At 42.3% G+C, this 22,859-nt stretch carries 13 protein-coding genes and 1 pseudogene; all 14 read left to right on the top strand.

From position 1 onward, the window contains the following. Positions 1-478 precede the first annotated feature (478 nt). Complete coding sequence (locus ACT7WV_RS10690; RefSeq protein WP_445102891.1) at positions 479-2,203, top strand: SDR family NAD(P)-dependent oxidoreductase; 1,725 nt, start codon at positions 479-481, stop codon at positions 2,201-2,203. A gap of 306 nt (positions 2,204-2,509) precedes the next feature. Beyond that, a complete protein-coding gene (locus tag ACT7WV_RS10685) occupies positions 2,510-7,372 on the top strand; it encodes a PfaB family protein (protein WP_445102890.1) in 4,863 nt (1,620 codons plus the stop codon). 53 nt (positions 7,373-7,425) lie between these two features. Next, the gene (locus ACT7WV_RS10680) at positions 7,426-9,087 is read left to right on the top strand and encodes a PfaD family polyunsaturated fatty acid/polyketide biosynthesis protein (RefSeq protein WP_445102889.1); all 1,662 of its coding nucleotides are present in this window, start codon (positions 7,426-7,428) and stop codon (positions 9,085-9,087) included. 166 nt (positions 9,088-9,253) lie between these two features. Next, positions 9,254-10,258 carry an NAD-dependent epimerase/dehydratase family protein gene (locus ACT7WV_RS10675; RefSeq protein WP_445102888.1) on the top strand — a complete coding sequence of 335 codons (1,005 nt, stop codon included), beginning with the start codon at positions 9,254-9,256 and terminating at the stop codon, positions 10,256-10,258. Next, positions 10,255-12,050 (top strand): annotated as a pseudogene (locus ACT7WV_RS10665) (thioester reductase domain-containing protein). The gene ACT7WV_RS10675 and the pseudogene ACT7WV_RS10665 overlap by 4 nt, the downstream one beginning before the upstream one ends. A 713-nt stretch (positions 12,051-12,763) precedes the next feature. Beyond that, a complete protein-coding gene (locus ACT7WV_RS10660; RefSeq protein ID WP_445102885.1) occupies positions 12,764-13,069 on the top strand; it encodes a phosphopantetheine-binding protein in 306 nt (101 codons plus the stop codon). A 3-nt stretch (positions 13,070-13,072) separates the two neighbouring features. Beyond that, positions 13,073-14,929: a TubC N-terminal docking domain-related protein gene (locus ACT7WV_RS10655; RefSeq protein ID WP_445102884.1), complete on the top strand. Its 1,857-nt coding sequence runs from the start codon at positions 13,073-13,075 to the stop codon at positions 14,927-14,929. A gap of 82 nt (positions 14,930-15,011) precedes the next feature. Then, positions 15,012-15,839 (top strand): class I SAM-dependent methyltransferase, encoded by an 828-nt coding sequence (locus ACT7WV_RS10650; RefSeq protein WP_445102883.1) that lies wholly within the window; start codon positions 15,012-15,014, stop codon positions 15,837-15,839. Between the two features lie 58 nt (positions 15,840-15,897). Next, positions 15,898-16,887, top strand: a complete 990-nt coding sequence (locus ACT7WV_RS10645; protein WP_445102882.1) for an NAD-dependent epimerase/dehydratase family protein — start codon at positions 15,898-15,900, stop codon at positions 16,885-16,887. Between the two features lie 304 nt (positions 16,888-17,191). Then, on the top strand, positions 17,192-18,442 hold the full coding sequence (locus ACT7WV_RS10640; RefSeq protein ID WP_445102881.1) for an ABC exporter membrane fusion protein: 1,251 nt from the start codon (positions 17,192-17,194) through the stop codon (positions 18,440-18,442). Positions 18,443-18,467: 25 nt separating this feature from the next. Further along, the gene (gene devC, locus ACT7WV_RS10635) at positions 18,468-19,643 is read left to right on the top strand and encodes an ABC transporter permease DevC (protein WP_445102880.1); all 1,176 of its coding nucleotides are present in this window, start codon (positions 18,468-18,470) and stop codon (positions 19,641-19,643) included. A 26-nt stretch (positions 19,644-19,669) separates the two neighbouring features. Then, a complete protein-coding gene (locus ACT7WV_RS10630; RefSeq protein ID WP_445102879.1) occupies positions 19,670-20,368 on the top strand; it encodes a DevA family ABC transporter ATP-binding protein in 699 nt (232 codons plus the stop codon). Positions 20,369-20,404: 36 nt separating this feature from the next. Then, on the top strand, positions 20,405-20,824 hold the full coding sequence (locus ACT7WV_RS10625) for a hypothetical protein (protein WP_445102878.1): 420 nt from the start codon (positions 20,405-20,407) through the stop codon (positions 20,822-20,824). Positions 20,825-21,543: 719 nt separating this feature from the next. Next, positions 21,544-22,773: a permease gene (locus tag ACT7WV_RS10620; protein ID WP_445102877.1), complete on the top strand. Its 1,230-nt coding sequence runs from the start codon at positions 21,544-21,546 to the stop codon at positions 22,771-22,773. The last annotated feature ends 86 nt before the right edge of the window (positions 22,774-22,859 follow it).

Below are 22,859 nucleotides of genomic sequence, written 5' to 3'. Positions count from 1 at the left end.
TTCCCTTGATTGATAGTATAGAAATCTTAGGTGAATTGTGAGAATTGCATATTTTAGATATCCTCATAAATCATTTAGAACATCTATACATCTAGTGATCTGACAGCTATTAGATTTTAGATAAACTACTGAATGTCTAATAGTTAATGTCTCAAATTTTACTGAAAATTGGCAGCAAAACTGTAGTAGTTCAACGTAAAGAATAAATTACTAGTGAGGTATTAGAGATGGGGTAACAGAAACAAGGATGACCAATTACAAACCCCAGATCTAAAACCCTAAGTTTTGAGGGGCAGTTGCTAAAAACCTCCGAAATTTGCTTAGTTCTCAATCTGAAATGGAAACAAAAGCAATGAGTTGGTTTAGCCTGCCCCTTTTTCGATCAATAGAAAATTTCTCTAATAGATTCCCCTAAAAATTCACTTAAAGCTAAGATAATCTATTTAACGGTTAATAATCACCAAATTCAAGAAAGATTATGACTACCCTTCAAATTAAACCATCATCTGTTTTTCTTGTGAGTGGCGGTGCCAGAGGAATTACTGCTAAATGCGTTATTAGACTTGCCCAAAACTCCCCCTGTAAATGGATTTTACTTGGTCGTTCAAAATTTACTACAGATGAGCCTGCTTGGGCCAAGGATTGTTTTAGTGAGTCCGAATTGAAAAAACGGATTATGGAGGATCTCCGTAATCAAGGAGAGAAACCGACACCTAAAGTAGTGCAAAGTATCTACAAAAAAATTGCCTCTCAGCGAGAAATTGCTCAAACACTACAAACTCTCGAACAGACAGGAAGCCAAGCAGAATACCTCAGCGTAGATGTAACTGATGCGATTGCACTCAAAGAAAAGCTTACTGGTGCTGTAGAGCGCTTAGGGCCAATTAAGGGCATTATTCATGGAGCTGGCAATCTAGCCGATAAGTTAATTGAGAAGAAAACAGAGCAGGATTTTGACTGTGTTTATCAAACCAAAATCAAGGGTTTAGAAAACTTGCTCAGCTATGTACCAGCTAGTCAACTAGATTATTTAGTTTTCTTTTCTTCAGTTGCTGGTTTTTGCGGTAATGCTGGTCAAGCAGACTACGCCCTTGCCAATGAAATTCTCAATAAATCTGCTCATCTTGTTAAGCAACTCCATCCAGCTTGTCATGTAGTTGCAATTAATTGGGGTCCCTGGGATAGCGGTATGGTAACCCCGGAATTGAAGAAGGCTTTTGCTTCGCGCAATATTGAGATTCTCCCTATTGAAGCTGGCACACAAATGCTACTTCAAGAATTAGCTGACACTAATCATCAAACAGCCCAAGTGATTATTGGTAGCCAGGTGCCACCAATGGTCAAAGATTTCGACTCGGAACTGCGTAGCTACCGCATTTATCGCCAAATAGCAGTAGATGCCAATCCATTTTTGTACGATCATATGATCGCTGGCTACCCAGTTTTACCATTCACTTGTGCCATCTCATGGATGGCTCATGCCAGTGAACAAATTCATCCCGGTTACAAATGCTTTAGTTGCGAAAATGCTAGGGTTTTAAAGGGAATTATTTTTGATGAAAATGCAGCCAGTGAATATGTTTTAGATTTAAAAGAAATCACTAAAAATCCTGAAGAGATTCAACTAGAAGCCAAGATTTGGAGTAAAAATAAAGAAGGAAAAATTCGTTATCACTTCAGCACTCAAGTAAAGATTAGACGAGAAATTCCCGCCGCTCCTGTCTATGATTTAGTGAATATGACACCGGATCATATTATTTCTGGTTCGAGGAAATCATTCTATCAAAATGGACCAATATCCTTATTTCACGGCCCCACTTTTCAAGGAATAGAAAGAGTTGTAAATATTAGTCCGACAACAATTACAACTGAATGTGTTGTCCATAGAGTCAGCGAAAAGCAACAGGGTAATTTTACTGTGCAAGGTATTTGTCCTTATATTGCTGACGTTCAGACTCATTGCGTACTACTCTGGATACAACATTTTCAGCAGTCTTTGTGCCTACCAGCAAAACTAGATAAATTTGAACAATTCGCTCCTATCAAATACGGTCAGCCCTTCTATAGTTCGATGGAATTGCTATCTAAAACCGATACTGGATTGAAGGTCAATATGATTAGCTATAACCAACAAGGAGAAATCTACACTCGCATGGCAGGTGGACAAGCAACTATTATACCTTTGCATTTAGCGGTAGCTTAAAGATTTATAGCTAACTATTTAAGGACGTTTAAAGCTGCTTTTAGGTGTAAATAATGCAAATAAAGTCGCTATTTAAACTCCCAAAAAGCAGCATTGTAGATATTTTTGAAACCTTCTTATGACTCCGGCAGAATATCTAAGCCTTGGTTGGACGGAGGATGAGTTGTATCAAAGGGTTGACCACGTGGGATTAGTAGTCAGGTCAACTAATAAGGCACTCTCGGTTGAGCAAGTCCTTAGCTTTCACAGGGAATTAGCGTCCAATCCTGGTCTATTAGTAAGCAAACATAAGTAGGAGTAAGAGTAATGGAAAAAATAGCAATAATCGGATTATCTTGCCTCTTCCCCGATGCTCAAAACCCAGAACAATTTTGGCATAACCTAATAGGGGAAAAAGATTCAGCTTCCTTGGCAACGGCTGATGAGCTGGGAGTCGATCCGGCAATCTTTTATGACCCAGAACAGGGGACACCGGATAAGACATACTCCTTAAAGGGAGGATTTATTAAAAATTTTGCATTTGAGGCAACTGGCTACAACTTACCTTCAGCAGTTATTGAAGGTTTAGATACGATCTTTAAAGGCTCCCTCTATGTCGCTAAGCAAGCTTTAGAGAACAGCAATTATTGGGGTAATGAAAAAGTTCTCTCTAACTGTGGTGTCATTCTCGGTAATCTTTCATTACCTACTAAATTATCTAATCAGTTGTTAGCTCCAATCTATCAGAGGGCTATCGAGCCTGCTCTCGGAGAGCTTTTGCACCATGACAACTTTCGTCTGGCTTCTGCAGCGGACGCTGATCAGGTGTCGCCTTATAATGCCATGCTCTCTAGTTTACCTTCAGGGTTAGTTGCCCAAGCTCTTTCTTTGGGGGGCATTAATTTCTCTCTAGATGCTGCTTGCTCCTCCTCCCTTTATGCAGTGAAGTTGGCCTGTGACCAATTGTTGTCACGCAAAACCGATCTGATGTTAGCTGGAGCCGTCAGCTTTGTTGATTCTCTCTTCTTGCGGATGGTCTTTTCTGGGGTTCAGGCTTACCCGACAAATGGCGTCAGCCAGCCTTTTGATAAATCATCTAGAGGTCTGACTCCTTCAGAGGGAGTCGGAATGGTGGTGCTCAAACGCTACAGTGATGCACTCAGGGATGGCGATCAGATTTATGCCACTATCTGTGGTGCCGGATTATCCAACGACGGCAAAGGAAAACACCTGCTCAGCCCGAATCAAAGAGGACAAGTTCTGGCTTTTGACAGAGCTTACGCTGAGGCAGGAATTAATCCAAAAAGTATCGATTATCTAGAATGTCATGGCACTGGCACTCTGTTAGGAGACACTACTGAACTAGCTTCTATGGAGGCTTTCTTCGGTCAGCATCAGGCGGCTCCTTTGGTGGGCTCAGTTAAATCTAATGTGGGTCACTTGCTCACCGCTGCTGGCATGGTCAGCATTATTAAAGTAATTTTGAGCATGTCTAAAGGCGTCATACCACCCACGATTAATATTACCGAACCTCTGGAATCCCCAGATAGGATAATCGGGCCTGAGCAAATCGTGAGAACAGCTACTCCCTGGCCAAATAATGGCTCACTCAAACGTGGTGCAGTCAGTGCCTTCGGTTTTGGTGGTACTAATGGACATTTAATTCTTGAGCAACCTAGCAGGCTTGAACCAATCCCTGAAGCAGACACTAGATTCGAGCCAGTGCCTCCCACACCAATGGCCATCGTCGGAATGGATGCCTTTTTTGGAGTCTGCAATGGTTTGGATGCTTTTGATCGGTGTGTTTATGATGGAAACCAAGCTTTTATCCCTGTTCCTCCTCAACGTTGGCAAGGAATAGAACAGCAAGAGCAGCTACTGAAAGACTATGGTTTTGAGGACGGTAAAGCACCGTTGGGTGGCTATATTAAAGAGTTGGAAATCGATCCTCTACATTTCAAAATACCACCCAATGAAGTAGGCAAAGTACTACCTCAACAACTGTTGATGCTTCAAGTAGCTGATCGGGCACTCCGAGATGCGGGACTGGTAGAGGGAGGTAATGTGGCTGTAATTGTTGCCATGGAAGCAGAACTTTCTATCCACCAGTTACAGCAAAGATGGAATCTGCCCTGGCAAATTGCAGAAGGTCTCAAGCAAGAGAACCTGTCTTTGCCTGATCAGGAGATGTCGCAACTAGCAAATATCGCAAAAGATAGTCTTCATAACCCGGCTGGTTCCAGCGAATTTGTGGGTTGTATCGGCAATATTATGCCCAGTCGGATTTCTGCTCTCTGGGATTTCAATGGTCCTTCTTTTACGATGAGTGCTGGCGAAAATTCCACCTTCAAAGCCTTGGAAGTGGCGCAAAGGCTACTGGCAACTGGCGAAGTAGATGCGGTGCTTGTCGGTGCTGTCGATCTGGCCGGCGGGGTGGAGAATGTCTTGTTGCGCAACAAATTGGCAAAAGTCAACACAGGTGTCAACACCTTGGGTTACGACCAGAAAGCCAACGGCTGGACAGTCGGAGAGGGCGCAGGAGCGGTTGTTTTAAAACGTCATGACACAGCTAAGCAAGAGCAACATCGCATCTATGCAGTGATTGATGCTCTCAGTTTAGTGCAAGATAAAACCACGGCACGGGTCGATAATTTTCCCACCAAGCCCAATTCTCAAGCGATTGCCCAAGCTTGCCAACAGGCTCACCAACTGGCAGGCTTATCTCCTAAAGACGTTCACTACCTGGAAGTTTTCAGCAGTGGTATTCCTTTAGAAGATGACTCAGAGATTGCAGGCTTAATGCAGGCTTACAAGACCTCTGACCACGACCTGAGTTGTGCGATCGGCTCGGTAAAAGCTAATGTTGGTCATACCTACGTTGCTTCAGGAATAGCCAGTTTAATCAAAACTGCACTCTGCCTGTATCACCGCTACATTCCGCCAGTGCCACAGTGGTCAAGTCCGAAAAAACCTGAAGCTTGGCAAGGTAGTCCCTTTTATGTGGATACAGCAGCTAAAGGCTGGTATCTGCCGAAAGAAGCCCCTAAAAGGGTAGCTGCAATTAATAGTTTGGGGATAGATGGTACTTACGCTCATTTAATTTTGTCGGATGAACCGAGTCAGGTTGAGCGTCACAGTAGGTATTTGGAACAAATGCCTTTTAATATGTTCCCCATAGCTGCTAACAGTAGAGAAGAGGTACTGGAACAGCTTAGTAGTTTACAAAAAACTATTGAAGATAGCGTTTCTTTGTCTGCTACGGTCAGCCACACCTTTGCAGAATTTCAAAAACGTTCTGAGGCAACTTATGCCTTAGCAATTCTCGGACGTAACAAAGAGGAATTGGCCCGGGAAATTCAGCGGGCTTTCAGTGGTGTTGCTAATGCTTTCGAGCAGGGCAAAGACTGGCAAACTCCTGTAGGTAGTTGTTTTACAGCCAACCCCTTAGGGAGAGAGGGTAAAATCGCTTTCGTTTACCCCGGTGCCTTCAACGCTTATATTGGTTTTGCCCGGAATATCTTCCGGATGTTTCCCAAATCGACATTCGATGACTCGGCCGTCCAGAACGCGGATAACCTTCTTGTAAAACTAGAAAGAGTTTTTGCCCCAAGAAGCTTGAATAAATTGTCAAGAAGGCAGCTTGAGGCTCTCGAACAAGAGTTACTAGACAATGCACCAGTCATGCTGGAGGCTGGCATTGGCGTTTCCGGATTCCTCACTGCCATTATGAGGGATTATTTCCAAGTCCAGGCAGACTATACCTTTGGGTATAGTCTAGGCGAAATTAGCATGATTTGTTGCCAGGGCATTTGGCCGACTTATTACCAAGAAGGTAGACTCGCCTTAAACTCGTCTCCTCTTTTTGGCACAAGGCTGTCTGGTCGTAAAGATGCACTGAGGGAGTATTGGGGGCTATCTGAGGAGCATGATTGTCAGGATCCTGAGTTTTGGGCTACCTACGTTCTCATGGTTTCTGCTGAGCAGCTTCAGGAATGTTTGAAAGATGAGAGCCACGTCTATTTGACTCACATCAATACACCAACAGAGGTAGTAATTTCCGGAGATAAGCAGGCTTGTCAAAGGGTGATGAAAACTTTAAATTGCGAAGGTTTCAGTCTTCCCCTCGACCACGTCCTCCATTGCGAAGCAATGCTCTCGGAATATGAGGAGATAGCCAGAGTCAATACTTTACCAGCAGAAAATACAACGCGAACAGTTTTTTACTCGGCAGCGGATTACGAACCTGTAAAACTCGACAGTGAGTCCATTGCCAAAAATATTGCTAAAGCACTCTGTCAACCACTTGATTTTCCTCGGCTAATTAATAGAGTCTATGAAGATGGTGCCAGAATATTTATTGAAGCTGGCGCTAGTGGGACTTGTTCTCGTTGGTTAGATGTCAACCTAAAAGATAAAGACCACGTTACAGTTTCCCTGGATAAAAGAGGCGCGAATGAACATACTTCTATCCTCAAAGCATTAGCAAAATTGGTCATTCATCGAGTCCCTCTCAACCTGTCACCATTGTATTGCCAAACCCAAGCAAACTCTGATCAGAGTAAGTCAATTGTTAAAACTATTACCTTGGGCAGAAAAGGAATTGCTGAGACAATTTTGAGTGAAGAAAATCAAAAAATATTCAAAAATATTTCTTTGCAAGAACTTCCTAGCCAAAGTGAGTCTCAGCCAGTTGATCAATCTATTCACAGGTTGTTTGCAGAAGCAAAAAACACTAATTATTCCAGTGAAGCTAACGGAAATAGTGAGTCACCAAAAGATAAATTGGTGCTGAAAAAAGCACCTGACAAATATCAATTGAACGGTGACATTTGTAACAGTTTGTGCTCTCAAGAAAACTTACAATCTGAGCAAACAAGTGCAACACAAGAGGCAGCAGATAATCATCAATCAAATCAGACTCATAGCACAACAAACAATGAGTCTGTTGCAGAACTATCACTACCTAAATTACACAGCTCTCAGTGCCAAAAACTGAGCGAAAATAATTCCCGTCTCAACCACGCTCAGGCTGTCTTTCTAGACGCGCGGCAGGAATCACTCCGACAGATGTGTGAAATCATTCAGAACCAAATAGAATTCTCCCAACAGTTGCTTGCTCAAGAATCCTTAAGTAAAGAGAAATCACTTGTGGATAAGCCAGTTGGTGGTAGGGAATCTAATAGTAGGTAGTCACGATAGCAAATAACTAGCAAGCAGTTGGTTTTAATTGGAGGATTTAAAAAATGGTAACCACACAAACGTCCCTTGAAGGAAAAGATAATAGTCTGCAATCATCTACCTGTCCTTACGGTCAAAATCAGGTTAAGAGAAGCTTTATCGATTGCGTGTCTTTTGATGATGCAGGAATCAAAGCTAAACTACTCAATTTAGATCAACCTTGCTACATCGTGAGAGTTCAGGGGCAGGTTGGTGTAACCAATGAAGGTCATTGGTTACAGAGGGACAACACTCTGATGGAGCAAGTGGAAATGCTGATGGCTTCTCCACCACTGCCAATTCAACAGTTAGGCGACCCCAGTTTTCTAGCATTTCATGGCGTCAAATATGCCTATACTACTGGTGCGATGGCTGGTGGCATTGCCTCTGAGGAGCTAGTCATTGCTCTGGGTAAAGAAAAGATTTTGAGTTCTTTTGGCACTGGCGGTCTATCTCCTTCCCGTGTTGAAGAAGCAATCCATCGCATTCAACGAGCTCTGCCCCAAGGACCTTACGCCTTCAATTTGCTTCACAATCCCCACGATCAGTCGGTTGAACGCGCTACGGTTGACTTGTATCTCAAATATGGTGTTAACACTGTAGAAGCTTCTGCCTTCCTAGATTTGACTCCCAATATCGTCTATTACCGAGCTGCAGGACTTGGTCTAGACGGAGCTAATCAAATTCAAATCAAGAATAAAGTTATTGCTAAACTCTCCCGCCGAGAAGTTGCCAGTAAATTTCTCCAGCCAGCTCCGGCAGCGATTCTTCAAGAACTAGTCAGCCAGGGTTTGATCAGTGAGTTACAAGCAAGCTTAGCTCAACAAGTACCAGTGGCGGATGATATCACCGTAGAAGCTGATTCCGGTGGTCATACAGATAATCGTCCTTTAGTCTGTCTGTTGCCTTCTATCATTGAATTAAGAGATGAAATCCAGGCAAAATACTGTTACTCTAAACCCGTCAGAGTAGGAGTAGCAGGAGGAATTGGCACTCCCCAATCAGCATTAGCCGCATTTATTATGGGCGCTGCTTACGTAGTGACTGGCTCGATTAATCAGTCTTGTGTTGAAGCCGCAGCTTCTGAACATACCAAGAAATTGTTAGCTCAAGCAGAAATGCCCGACGTGATGATGGCTCCCGCGGGGGATATGTTTGAAATGGGGGTAAAAGTTCAAGTTCTCAAAAAAGGCACTCTCTTTCCTTTAAGAGCTCAGAAACTTTACGAAATATATAAAACCTACAACTCAATCGAAGAAATTCCTACCCAGGAGAGAGAAAAACTAGAAAAACAGATTTTTAAACAGAGCCTGGAATCTGTTTGGGAGGCTACCGCAGATTATTTATCTAAACGTAATCCTCAAAAATTGGCCAGAGTAAGCAATAATCCCAAGATGAAAATGGCTTCAATTTTTCGCTGGTATCTGGGATTGTCTTCTCGGTGGTCTCACTCTGGAGAAAAAGGTCGGGAAATGGATTACCAAATCTGGTGTGGTCCAGCAATGGGTGGGTTTAATGACTGGGTAAGAGATTCTTATTTAGCTCAACCACAGAATCGGAAAGTATTTGATTTAGCTTTCCATATTATGACCGGAGCGGCATTTCTCTACCGGATGCAAAATTTGAAAATCCAGGGTCTACAAATGCCAGTTCACTACAGTCAGTATCATCCATCTCCGTTTAAGTAGGGGCGAGTTTTGTACAGAGGTGAGCGAGCGTTTGAGTACTAAAATTTTTAGCTCAACCAGCCCCTAATCTTAGAGTATCGATACTTGTTTTCTAAAAAGTAAATAGTCTAAAGACTACAGTGGATTTTCAAGTCTGGTTAGACTCTCTAAAATAGCATTCAAACTTATGGACATTAATGACAAAACTCTCCTGATCACAGGCATTGGTAATTATGTTGGATTACGCGCAGCAGAAATAGCCCTAGAGCGAGGAATCAAAGTAAAGGGGCTGGAACCTTTACCAGAGGCGGCCAAAAAAGCTGAAGCACTGGGAATAGAGGTAGTGGTAGGCAGCACCTCAGATGCAGCCCAATTAGACCAGGTTTGCCAAAACATAGATATCGTGTTTCATACAGAATCTATGGTAGACCCAGCCGGCCCCATAGAGCCTTTTCGCCGAGTAAACGTCGATGGAGCTATCAATGCCGTTAAGGCTGCTAAGCAAGCAGGCGTTAAGACTTTCCTCCATCTTTCTACAGTGATGGTTTATGGCTTTAAATTTCCCGATCAAATAACAGAAGATGGACCTTTACGAGGCGAGAAAAATCCTCTTTGTCAGACGAAAATAGAATCGGAGCAAGAAGTATTAAAGTTTAACGCCCCGCCTGATTTCGGAGTGATCATCATTCGACCAGGGGACATTTATGGGCCTGGTGCCTCTAGCTGGATACTTGAACCACTGCAATTAATGCGACAGAAAGTATTCGCTCTGGCCAATGGAGGTAAGGGAATCATCAACCATGTCTATATCGATAACCTAATAGATGGCGTTTTTCTGGCTGCCGAACAAGAGAGATATGGTGAAGCCTTTAACATCACCGATGGCGGCAAAACCACCTGGAAACAGTTTTTCTACCGACTAGCTGAGATTGCTGGTGAACCTCAGCCGGCTTCTATGCCAGCCATGGCGCTAAAAACGGCGGCTAAACTCCAAGGCAAGCAACTAGGAATCTTTCCCGAAAGTATTGATTTTGTCACCCGGTGCCACACTTACTCCATTGAAAAAGCTCGGCGTGTTCTTGGTTATCAACCCAAAATTCTTCTTGACGAAGGTATGGCAAAAACCGCCACTTGGTTGCGAAAAAATGACTTATTAAAACCAATTCCTACCGGAGGTGCAAAAACTCTATGAGCAAGCCTACTATCAACCCCAATGTCGGAACCCCTCTAACAGCAGAAGCTATTCAAGATTGGCTAGTTTCTAATCTAGCTGAACAGCTAGGAGTTGAACCGGAAGAAATAGATATTAAAGAACGCTTGGATAGCTATGGTTTAGACTCAGCGCAAGCGATGCTACTTGCTAGCAAAATGGAGAATTTTTTAGGATTCCAACTCTCTCCTACTCTGGTATGGCACTATCCGACAATTGATGCTTTTTCTGAGCGCTTAGCTGAAGAATCAAAAGATTTAGATATGGAGATTGTTGAGCAGGTAAGTAGTGAGAAGCTAGCCAAAATGTTAGCTGAGATCGAGCAACTTTCACCAGAACAAGTGAATGCAGCAGTTACCACAGAAAAGCAATTTATTGAGGATTGAGGGATAGAATCAACATGACTGAACTATCACAGCGAATCGCACAACTTTCTCCAGCACAAAGAGAGCTGCTGTTACTACAGCTCAAAAAAGAACAAGGGTTTGTCCTGCGCAAAGGAGTATCTGGTGTCAATCCGCCAAAACCTTTGGATTTGAAGGCAGAAGCTGTTTTAGACTCAACTATTCGTCCTCATCCTTTGCAGCCTTACAGACCTGTAACAGAGCCACTATTCATCTTTTTCACTGGCGGAACAGGCTTTTTGGGAGCTTTTCTACTTCAAGAACTCTTGCATCGAACTCGCGCAGATATCTATTGTTTAGTACGGGCTGCTGATGCTTACTCTGGCAAGAGAAGGCTACAAGCTAACATGGAGCAATATGGAGTTTGGAACGAGCGTTTTAGCTCCAGAATTATACCAGTTCTCGGCGATGTTTCTAAGCCAATGCTGGGTTTTGCACCTGAACAGTATCAAATCTTGGCTCACAAGATTGATACTATCTATCACAGTGCTGCTTTACTTAACTATGTCTATCCCTACTCAGCACTGAAAAAGATTAATGTTCTCGGTACTCAGGAAATTTTGAAGTTTGCCTGCCATGTTAAGGTTAAACTTGTTCACTATATTTCCAGTGTTGCTATCTTTGAATCCTCTGCTTATGCTGGAAAAGTTTTAGAAGAAGATGGTAACTTTGACCAAACCAAAGGAATGTTTCTGGGTTACTCTCAAAGTAAATGGGTTTCAGAAAGATTAGTAATAATTGCCCGTGATCGAGGACTTCCTGTTTGTATCTATAGACCACCATTTATCCTAGGACACAGCAAAACAGGCATCGGCAACACAGACGACTTTCTGGCTTTGATGATCAAGGGTTGTCTCCAAATCGGTACTTTTCCTGATATAGATTATCTGATGGACGCCTCTCCTGTAGACTATGTTGGTAAGGCTATTGCCTATCTTTCACTACAGAAAGAGTCAATCGGGAAAGCCTTTCATCTGCAACATCCCCAACCACTACCCTTAAACCAAGTGGTTGAATGGCTTAAAGAAGGTGGCTATTCAATTGAGCATGTTACCTATGAAGCATGGCAAAAGCATTTGAAAGCCAGCATGCGTTCTGAAGAGAGTGCTTTATATAAACTACGACCTTTCTTATTTGAGAGATGGACTGAGGAGCAACTGACCATTCCGGAGATGTACTTCCAATCGAGAAGACCAAAACTCAGTTGTCAGAAAACTCTGAAGGCTTTGGCCGGCAGTTCCATTGTCTGTCCGCCTCTAGAACCCGAACTATTTAGTAACTACCTAGTTTACTTCATCAATAAAGGTTTTGTGAAGATGGAAGACCTTTCGAGACTTGCAGAAAACACCCCAGAAGAATTAGCTGTATAGGGGTAACTTAATGACCGAAGTAAGGATATTGGCGTTTGGGGTTTGGGCAACTATAGATTAACTTTGCTTGTTGTGTGAGAGTAACCAATCATCAAAAGTGGACGAAATCTGCTCAGATTACTACTTTGATCCAAACGTCAGTTACTCTTCGTGTAATTTAGTTTTTACCTAGTGGTAGAGTATAGATTTTTTCCCATGGTGATGCTGGATTAAGTCTGATTACTGAAACCCAAAACAGCATTTTGTAGCTTAATAGACAGCATATCTTTTAAATCCATAGTTGTCTAAATCTTAATAAACAGTGTACGGCACTAACGGCTATTGCTAAACAAGCATTAAGGAAAAAATGCTAGTAGCGGTACTATAGCAAAAGACTGGCACTAACGGAAGATTTTGGTTCTGGAGCGAGGTAATTTCCTAACAAAAAAAACAAGCCAATGGAGATTTTAGGCAAATTATAAGGTTGGGTTAAGTTTAATCTTTACCAAGCCAGATCCAACAAAGTCCGACATTTTTCTTTATTTTAAGATGCAGTACCGGGTGTACCCCGGAAACTGGGTAAAAGTAAGTCCTTTGGTTATCTCAGTGAAGTTGTGTCCTGCTAGTAGTGAGTCTGCAACTTTAACAATGATCTAGGAAACCAATCACCCAAACTTGTCTTTGCGTACTATGTCAACCTTTGAAGCCAATTATCTCCCTGAGGCGCTACTTATATGAGTCAACCTACTACCGAACTTAATCTCCAAAACACTCTGACAGCAGAAACTATTCAAACTTGGCTGATGATTAACATTGCCGAGCAGCTAGGAGTGACGCCTAATGAGATAGACATCCAAGCAGAATGGGAAAGCTATGGTCTAGATTCAGCACAGGCAATGCTTCTTGCTAGCAGAGCGGAGAAGTTTCTGGGGATTCAGCTATCTCCTTTAATGTTGCTACATTACCCCACAATTGAAGCACTTTCCCAGCGGTTGGCAGAAGAACCCGAAGTTTCGGAATCAGAATTTTTGGAGATTTGAATTATGAATGCATCCGAACTTTTGGCAAGTCTTACTCAGCAGGGTATTCAGTTATGGGCTGATAATGACAAACTGAGTATTCGTTCTCCTAAAGGAGTATTGACCTCAGAACTACGCTCTGAATTAGCCCAACATAAGGCAGAACTTCTGGAATTTTTGCGCAAGCAGGATTTGCCAGAAACCACTACTTCTGAATCCTCAAGTCAGGGTTTAACTCTACAAACTATTGGTCGCTTAATTGGCGGATTTAATAGTAATTCTGCTGCTGGTTATAAACAACCAATCATTGATCCAATATTAATGGCTCAAAGGCTAAAAGTTACCTTTAGACCTTTGCCCAAGAGCTATAATAAAGCAGCAATTCTTAAATTCCGAGAAGAATTAGAACTAAAGCTTCGCAATTACGGAGTGCAAGTAGAGCCTTGGCAAAAAGCAACAACTGAGTTTCGCTACGAGATCAAAATCCCATTTTTGAAATTGAAAAAAAGTTTCAAAATGAGGGTAGTCAAATCGGGCATCAATGCAGTAATCGATGTAGAAAGACCTCCTTCTTTAAATAGCAAATTCAAAAATTTCATTGCCGAGAAGTTGTACCAAATTTATTCTCGCTTTATTGGCAAGGATAAAGAAATATCAATTCCCAAAATTGCCAGATTAACCGGCTGGGCTGTTGAGCACGCTGCTAAATATATTGAAGATCCCAATAGTACCCAGGTGATTACACTCACTGAGTTAGATCAAGATTTTACTAACTCGCAAATTCCTTACCAACGGAAAATTGGCATTGGTTTAAACATTCTAGTCAGAACTTTTTCTGAAGTAGTTATTGGAGTATCTGACACCAAGCTCTCTATTTTGAACATGAATCTATCGGATTCTATCTTTGGTCAAGAAGAAGTTGATAGATTTGTTTTAAAATCCCTAATTCCCAAAATTTTTGTGCCGATTGCCCCAGTTCTATTGAATAGATTTGCAATCGGGCAGTACAATCCTCAGGAAACTAGTTATGCAGCTAAATTAGTAGCTCTGGGCAAAGAACTAGCTTCAACTGGTCTGTTTCCCCCTGGCTTTAAACTGAGTGAGGTAATTAAAAGAAAGTCCCACAGGGATATTGTCAAAGTAATTGTCAATGGAAGAACTGGTGTATCTTACGGTTTTGTTGCCTATGCCGAACAACCGCAATACATAGGCAAGCGGGAAATTACAGAGGAAGAGTGGGAGAGCCTATCAACTGTTGAGGGATTTGGCAGTAATGAAGTCCGTCAGAACGAAATTAATAGACGGTACGTCAAAACAAAAAGAGGTGAAGAAACTATCTTTCAACAGATTCCCGATATCTGGATTTTAAGTGCTCGTTCAGGTTCCAATAAGACTGACTTAAATCTTGAAAGTGATATCGTCAGAATTGGTTTGAAAGATAGATTATTCCTACAATTGCCTCAAGGAATTAATCCAGAAGAAGTGGATATCAAACCTTCTTATGACCTCTACGTCATGCTAGGTATGGCTCTCTCTGCAGCTTTGTATGCACCGGAATTAATCAAAAATGGTGCGCCCATGGTTCACTTTCATGGTTATCCTGCACTTCAATGGTTTAAGTCCCATGAATATTGTGTAGGAGTTCATAATCCTTCAGTCCCTTGTGGCACCTATGAATCAGGAGTGTTCAATTTCCTGGGTATCGACAGTTTGTCAAATCAACCTGACCCTAATATTGCCTTAGTGAGTTTGGTAGAACCAGACCACGGCACAAATTTCATGGCTCCTGAGATGGAATATCTCATAGAAAGATTAAAGGATGGATGTGCTCGCCAAGAAGTTGAACTAGGCGGTAAACATTTTACTTCTCTTAAGCAATAACAGCTAGCAGAGATTCAACTTAGCCTAATATCCCGCGCTTCTTTAGTTAACGACAAACTGCATCAAATTAAGATCTGAAATAATGCCACAAACTTACGATTTTCCTATCAACCAGTCTAGCCTCAATAACTCTGATACCAGTGCGCTCGAACTGCTAGAAGATCTTCCCTTTACCTGGGAACGCTTAATTCCTAAACAAATACCTGGCGATCCGGCAAGTAAAAAGCTGTTCGATATTCATCTACGACGCTATGAGACTGCGGCGCGTTATGTCAAAGGAAAGAGAGTACTAGATATCGCTTGCGGTACAGGATATGGCAGCCAGATGCTAAGCCTTGCCGGTGCAAAAGCTGTGGTTGGGGTAGATTTGTGTCCTCAGACAGTTGAATATGCTAAGAAGCACTACCGGGAAAGCAACATAGAGTTCATCTGCGCTGACGCCGAGCAGTTTGAGTGGCACGAGCAGTTCGACGTTGTTGTTTCTTTCGAGACAATTGAACACGTCCCTAATCCTCATAAGTTCTTGGAATGCCTCCGTCGCTCCATAGCTTTGGGTGGTGATCTACTGCTGTCAGTACCACTGGGTGAAACTCGGCATATTGATCCCTACCACCTTCATGCGTTTAGTCAGGAGGAAGTGTTTGTTCTCTTGGAAAATGCTGGGTTTTCTGTGGAGAAGTATCGTTGCGATGATTGGAGTTTGTCTCGTAGTGATCTTCTTCGATGGAGGCAACTCTATCCGGCAGCCAGACCATCCCTGCGCGAACAGTTATTGACTCGTCGAGGTTGGCATCTCCTGCGTGATTTTATCTTCCGAGGTGTGATTCCTGTGCCGGAACTAGCACTTGCTGCCAAGGCAACCGATAGCTCGGTTATTGAAGGTCAAAGAGTTTTGCGAACCCTCGAATAAGTACCAAATAAGCATCCAATTAGTTGATTAACTTTGCCACCCGGCTCACCTCTGAACCATGAACCTCAACGACAAAACTATTCTGATTACAGGAATTGGCGGTTTTATCGGCTTACGTGCAGCTGAACTTGCTCTAGAACGGGGAATGAAAGTCCGAGGACTGCAACGTTCTCAAGATAAGGTCAAAAAAGCAGAAGCTCTCGGTGTTGATGTGGTGGTTGGTAGCATCACAGATATCGTAGCTGCCCGAAAAGCCTGTCAAGGGGTAGATATAGTTCTACATACGGCCGCTATTGCCAAAGAAAGCGGGTCAATAGAAAAGTTGCGTGCAGTGAATGTTGGCGGCACAATTAATATGGCCAGAGCCGCAATGAATGCTGGGGCCAAAACATTTGTCCATCTCTCAAGTGTCATGGTATACGGATTTAAATATCCTGATCGTGTTACAGAAAGAGGGCCGCTCCGTGGAGAGAATAATCCTTACTGCCAAACTAAAATAGAAGCTGACCAGGAACTTTTAAAACTGAATACTCCAGAGAATTTCGGCATCATTATTATTAGACCAGGAGATGTTTACGGTCCCGGCAGCACATCCTGGATCGTACGACCACTTTCATTAATGCGTAAAAGACTATTTGTCTTGGCTAACGGTGGACAGGGAGTAATGAACCATGTATATATAGACAATCTGATTGAAGCGATCTTTCTTGCCATAGAAAAAGAAGCTTATGGAGAAACCTTTAACATCACTGATGGACAAGAAACTTCCTGGAAGGAGTACTTTACACGCTTAGCAGATATTGCTGGTGTCCCTGCACCATTGTCTCTGCCAGCTTGTATTCTGAGGTTTTTAATCCAACTACGCTGCTTTGGGCAAAACATTCTCCATCAAAATATTGATACTCTACCAGAATCGATAGATTTCATCACTCGTCCTTATGCTTATTCGGTAGAAAAAGCGCAAAACCAGCTAAGCTACGAACCCAAAATAACTCTGGAAGAGGGACTCAAGCGGACAAAGGAATGGCTTAGACAAACCAATCTCTAAAAATTGATTATGGTTAAAAGGTTCACCACTAACAGAATAGAAACCTCGTCTAAGTAGACCATAGCTAAGCTCCTTCTAAGTTGTTACTAGTTTCACAAGAGCGTATTAACTTTCTTTTTTTGATTGATCCATAAAATCTCTAAAAAACCGATAAAACAAGTCTGATATTCCCTGTGAAGTCATCATTGACCTGGGTGCCGAGGGTCGGGACTTAGCACCCCAATTCCCAATTATCTATAGCACCTCCTACGGTTAACTTGGTGCGATTCCCTAAGATTATTGCAATTTGGAAGTATTAGTAGTTATGGTGCATAAAGATAGTCAGCCACTCCCCAAAGGGACACTCGCAAAACCTATAGTTCAATGGGTTGCAGCTTCGGCAGCTGTCATGGCCTTAGCCAGTGGAGGTCTCTTTATCTATAGCTTTATCAGAGATCGACCGACTAACTTCTCGAGCGTAGGCTCCACTACTCAAGAGGTGGCTCCTGTCGTCCGAAACGTTGCATCTTTAGGGCGTATAGAACCAGAAGGAGGGATCACAGATATTTCTGCTCCCGCACCCAATTCCGGAGATGGTGCCGTAGTTAAAAAGATTTTAGTTAGTAAAGGCGATCGCGTTAGTGCAGGACAAGTGATTGCCATCCTTGATAATCAGGCTCAACGGCAAGCCATCTTAGAGCAGGCTAAATCAGAAGTTACAGTGGCCAAAGCTAATCTAGATAGAGTAAAAGCCGGAGCTAAATCGGGAGACATTAATGCTCAAAAAGCCTCAATTAGTAATTTAGAGGCTGAATTAACCGGACAAATTGCTTCTCAAAAGGCAACTATTGCTCGTATTAAGGCCGAGTTACGTAACGCCGAAGTAGACTTTAATCGTTATGAATATTTACAAAAACAAGGTGCCATTTCTGCCTCCGAGTTAGACAGTAGGCGTTTGAAAGTAGATACCACTAAAGAGCAGCTCAGAGAAGCCAACGCAGCTCTTGATCGCACTATAGAAACTCTTCAAGAAAGGCAGCTACAGGCTAGAGCCACCTTAGACAGCATTGCCGAAGTCCGTCCTGTGGATGTGCAAGTAGCACAAGCAGAAGTTGATAAAGCAAGCGCTGCAGTTAAGCAGGCCGAAGCCAACCTGGATTTATCCTACATTAGAGCGCCGATGGATGGGCAAATTATTGAGGTCAGTAGCAAAGCAGGAGAAATTCAAGACGTTGATGGGATTGCCAGAATAGCAAAAATAGCTAATACAGACCAGATGAATGTGATAGCAGAAGTCTATCAGACTGACATTGAAAAAGTTAGAATCGGCCAAGAGGCAATTATTACTAGCGAAGCTTTTCCAGTAGAATTACAGGGTAAAGTCGCCGAGATTGGTCTGCAAGTTAACAAACAAGAAATCTTCAGCACCAACCCCATGGCTAACACCGATAACAAAATTGTTAAGGTCAAAATCCGCCTTGATCCAGAAGCGAGTAAGCAAGTTGCTGCCTTAACCAACTTACAGGTAGAAGTGGTTATTGTTACGCCTCCTCAGAAGGAACCGTCAATTTCCTAAGTAGTCATTTTGAGGTAATTGAACGATGATTCTCAGTATTCCCGTAGCTTGGCTACAACTAATTCACAAAAAAGTTCGCTTCCTGGCTACTCTAGCTGGCTTGGCTTTTATCGTTATTCTCTTGTTTATGCAGCTAGGCTTTCAAGATGCTCTTTATGCGAGCGCGACCAAGGTTCATAACAGCTTGCGAGGCGACTTATTTGTAACTAGTCCTCAATATTTATCTTTGACCTCACCGCAAAGCTTCCCTAGATCGCGTTTGTACCAAACACTCGGCTTTCAAGAGGTAGAATCTGTCACTCCGGTTTATCAGGAGTTTGGTAAATCTAAAAGTATTACAACTGGTCAAAAAAACCCTATATTTGTTTTTGGTCTAGACCTGGGTAAAATAACTTTTGACTTACCCGACGTCAATCAAAATTTAGGCAAACTAACAATTCCAGATATCGCTCTTTTTGACCGTAGTTCTAGACCAGAATTTGGTCCAATTGCCGAAAAAGTTGTCCGAGGAGAAAAAGTCGAAATTGAAATTTCTCCCTTCAATGACTTAACCCTTGCTCATAGACTGAAAATTGGTGGTTTGTTTTCTCTCGGAGCTTCTTTTGGTGTTGATGGCAATTTAATTGTCAGTGAATCAACTTTTCTGAATACCTTTGATTACCGGAGAGCCGAAAATATAGACATAGGTTTAATTAAACTTAAACCCGGAGTTGATATTAACAAAGTGCGCAATACCCTAGAAACCAGCCTACCCAAAGACATCAAAATTTTTACCCGCAAAGAATTTAGCGAGTTTGAAAAAAAATATTGGAATGTCAGAACACCAATCGGCTTTGCTTTTCAGCTAATGGTGACGATGGGTTTTGTTATTGGTGTGGTTGTTGTTTATCAAGTGCTTTACGGTAATATTTCTAGCCACATAGTTGAGTACGCAACACTCAAAGCTATGGGACACGCTCATAGTTACTTACTAACTGTGGTATTCCAGCAAGCTGTACTTCTAGCAGTTTTAGGTTACATACCAGGATTTGCTCTTTCTTTAGGTCTATACGATATTGCCGAAGTTGGTACACACTTGCCGTTTGTCATGCATTTTGGTCAAGCATTTATGGTGTTAATGTCAACCATTTTAATGTGTTGCCTTTCGGGAGCTCTGGCTATGAATAAACTACGGTCTGTAGACCCAGCTGATATTTTCTAAGTTTTTTTATTGAGCTTAATCAACCGATGCACTCCGACAGTATCGTCTCTATTAGGAACCTCAATTACTACGTAGGTGCTAAGCCATTACGGCAGCAAATTTTGTTTGATATCAATGTAGAAGTTAAACCCAGAGAAATTGTGATCATGACGGGACCATCGGGTTCTGGAAAAACCACTTTACTGACTTTAATTGGTGGTTTGCGTTCTGTACAAGAAGGGAGTCTGAAGTTTCTCAATCAGGAACTTCGCGGTGCTAACGAAAAACAACTAGTACAAGTACGTCGGCACATTGGCTATATTTTTCAGGCTCACAATTTACTGGAGTTCTTAACAGCTCGCCAAAATGTACAAATGTCCCTAGAACTATGGAAGGACATTCCTGAACAGGAGGCAAAAGCCAAAGCAGAAGAAGTACTAGAGGCTGTTCAATTAGGCGACAAAATTGATTTGCATCCTCAAAAGCTCTCAGGGGGACAAAAGCAGAGGGTAGCCATTGCTCGTGCCTTGGTAAGCAGTCCCAGATTGGTATTAGCTGATGAACCTACTGCTGCCTTAGACGGTAAGACAGGTCGAACAGTTGTGGAACTTATGCAACGACTAGCTAAAGAACAAGGTTCTGCTCTGTTGCTAGTGACTCATGATAACCGAATTTTGGATATTGCTGATCGCATCATTAATATGGAGGATGGTCACCTAGTCAGCAAGATGCTAACCAAAAAATAGTGTTTTTTTGTCAAAGTTTGCAGAGAGCATTTTTTTATGGATTTTATTACTTCTAACCAACTGCGTTTTGCAGCAAAATTGACTACATTAACCTGTGCCTTGAGTGTAGGAATTATTTTTCCAGAAACTGTATCTGCTGCTTCATCAGAGCGTCAGTATAATAATGTTACGCCAACAGTTCTACAATGCATTCTCACAGCAGGCGAACAGCGAACAGAAGGTCTAGAATCAGGAAAAAAAATTAACTATGAACCTGAGTCCAATAACCCGTACATCGGCAAAGTTAACATCCCCAGCGTTTTAGGGCCAATCAGGTTAACATATAACCTCAATCCTTCAGCGAGTACTCTAAACTTCATATTGCGAGAAAAACCTTTCTTGGTGCCAACAAACACTATTTGGCAGGAATATAATGAAACGGTTACACAATGTGGAGGTTCAGTTAGAAACAGTTAAGTGGGAATTTAACTGAGCGACTGATAGCTGACGGCTCTTTTTTAACTGCTTAATTCTGACCACAATTTCTAACTTCTGTAGCAGATAAGTATCTAGATTTGATACTTATGTATCATTAAGAATAAACCTGGCGTACTTCCCTCATTTGTTTGCGTCTGTTTTATTGTCAATTACAAATTTCTTGATAATCCTTCAGCAAAAGCCTGGGGGATTTTTAACTATAAGAGGTACTTTTGAATTACCTCAGACTCAGGTTTACGTAATTATTGCCCATTGGGACTTTTAAGAGCAGCAATACATACGAAAATGAAATTAGCATGAAATCGATGTCTTTCAAAGGTTAGAAACTTTCAATACTCCGTTAGTAAGAGGTAATCTCACTAGCGACCCTGTAAAGTGAAGGCCATAGTTCGATCAAGATAATTCCTATGCCTCACCAAATACCTCAATCTAACGTAGACATTGCAGTTCACTGTGCTGACGAATGTGAAGACTGTGTCGATGAGTGTTTTGGTGGTATGCCTGAATGTGGGCGCCTCTGTCGTAGATTGCGCTCAGGTATGTTCGACTGCTGCTGGCTTTATGAGTAGAAGATCGCGCTTTATTCCTCAAGTAGTTCAAATTTTCCTTTATCCTCTCCTCAAAAACAGTGAAGACTTGAAACGATCAAGTTAATGTTTCTTGAGCATTATCGCAATTTAATCAAATAAATATTTGTCATGAACAACGCCAACTTCTGGCAACTCTACAGTGAGGCAGCGCTAACCTCACTAAGCTTTTTTTGGAAAGCATTATGGGCATTTATTCTTGGATACATTATCAGCAGTGCAATCCAAGTTTTTGTGACCCGCGAACGCATGAAAGAGACGATGGGTGAGGCAGGAAAAGGTAGTGTTGCCCTTGGTACATTCTTTGGCTTTATCTCTAGTTCTTGTAGCTTTGCCGCCCTAGCAACAACAAAATCTTTGTTTAAGAAAGGCGCTGGATTTATCCCTTCTTTAGCTTTTTTATTAGCCTCGACTAATCTTGTTATTGAACTTGGTTTTATTATTGCTATCTTTCTCGGTTGGCAGTTTGTCGTGGGTGAGTACCTTGGCGGCATTCTTTTAATTATTTTTATGTGGCTGGTAGTTCGCTTTACTCGTCCTAATAAGTTGATTAAAAAAGCACGTCGGCGACTACGAGAAGGAGAAGAAAACGAGAGCGATGCGGAAGAAATCCCTGATTGGAAAGAAAAGATTCAGAGCAAACAAGGATGGCGACAGGTTGCGAAACGCTACTTTATGGAATGGAAGATGGTCTGGAAAGACGTCACCATTGGCTTTACAGTAGCAGGTATCATCGCGGCTTTTGTACCACGCTCATTCTTTCAATTTCTCTTTATCGGTTCAGGACAAGGCAATAATCCAGGATTTCTAGCTGTACTGGAAAATACCTTGGTAGGGCCCCTGGCCGCTTTTTTCACCTTCATTGGTTCAATGGGCAATATTCCCTTGGCTTCAGTTCTATTTAGCAATGGTGTTAGCTTTGCCGGAATTATGGCTTTTATTTTTAGTGATTTGGTAGTCTTTCCAGTAATTCGCATTAATGCTAAATACTACGGCTGGAAGATGGCACTGTATATCCTCGGTGTCTTTCTGCTAGCACTTGTTGCCACAGCAATTGTCATGCATTACGGCTTTTCCTTCTTGGGACTGTTGCCTCAAGGCGGAGGTAGGAGCACTACCGATTCACAGCGCTTTGCAATTGACTATACTTTCTGGCTCAATCTTATCTTTCTGGCCATAACAGGCGTTCTTGCTTGGCTGCGCTTCGGTGGTAGCCAGGGTCGTAAACACCAACATCATCACGGTGGTGGCAAGCAAAGCATCATTGAACGCATACTCTTTTGGTTAGCTATCGTCTCTTATATCTGGCTTGCTGGCGGTGTAATTGCCCAATTCTTCTAGTAGACTTCTGGCAACAGTTTAATGAAACCTCCGTACTAAGCTTTGCTTCGCTTACTCCATTAGCGAGAAGTTACTGGTTAGGCACG

The organism is Symploca atlantica LB2515 (genome assembly GCF_052546295.1).
This window is presented reverse-complemented; position numbering and strand designations above follow the sequence as displayed.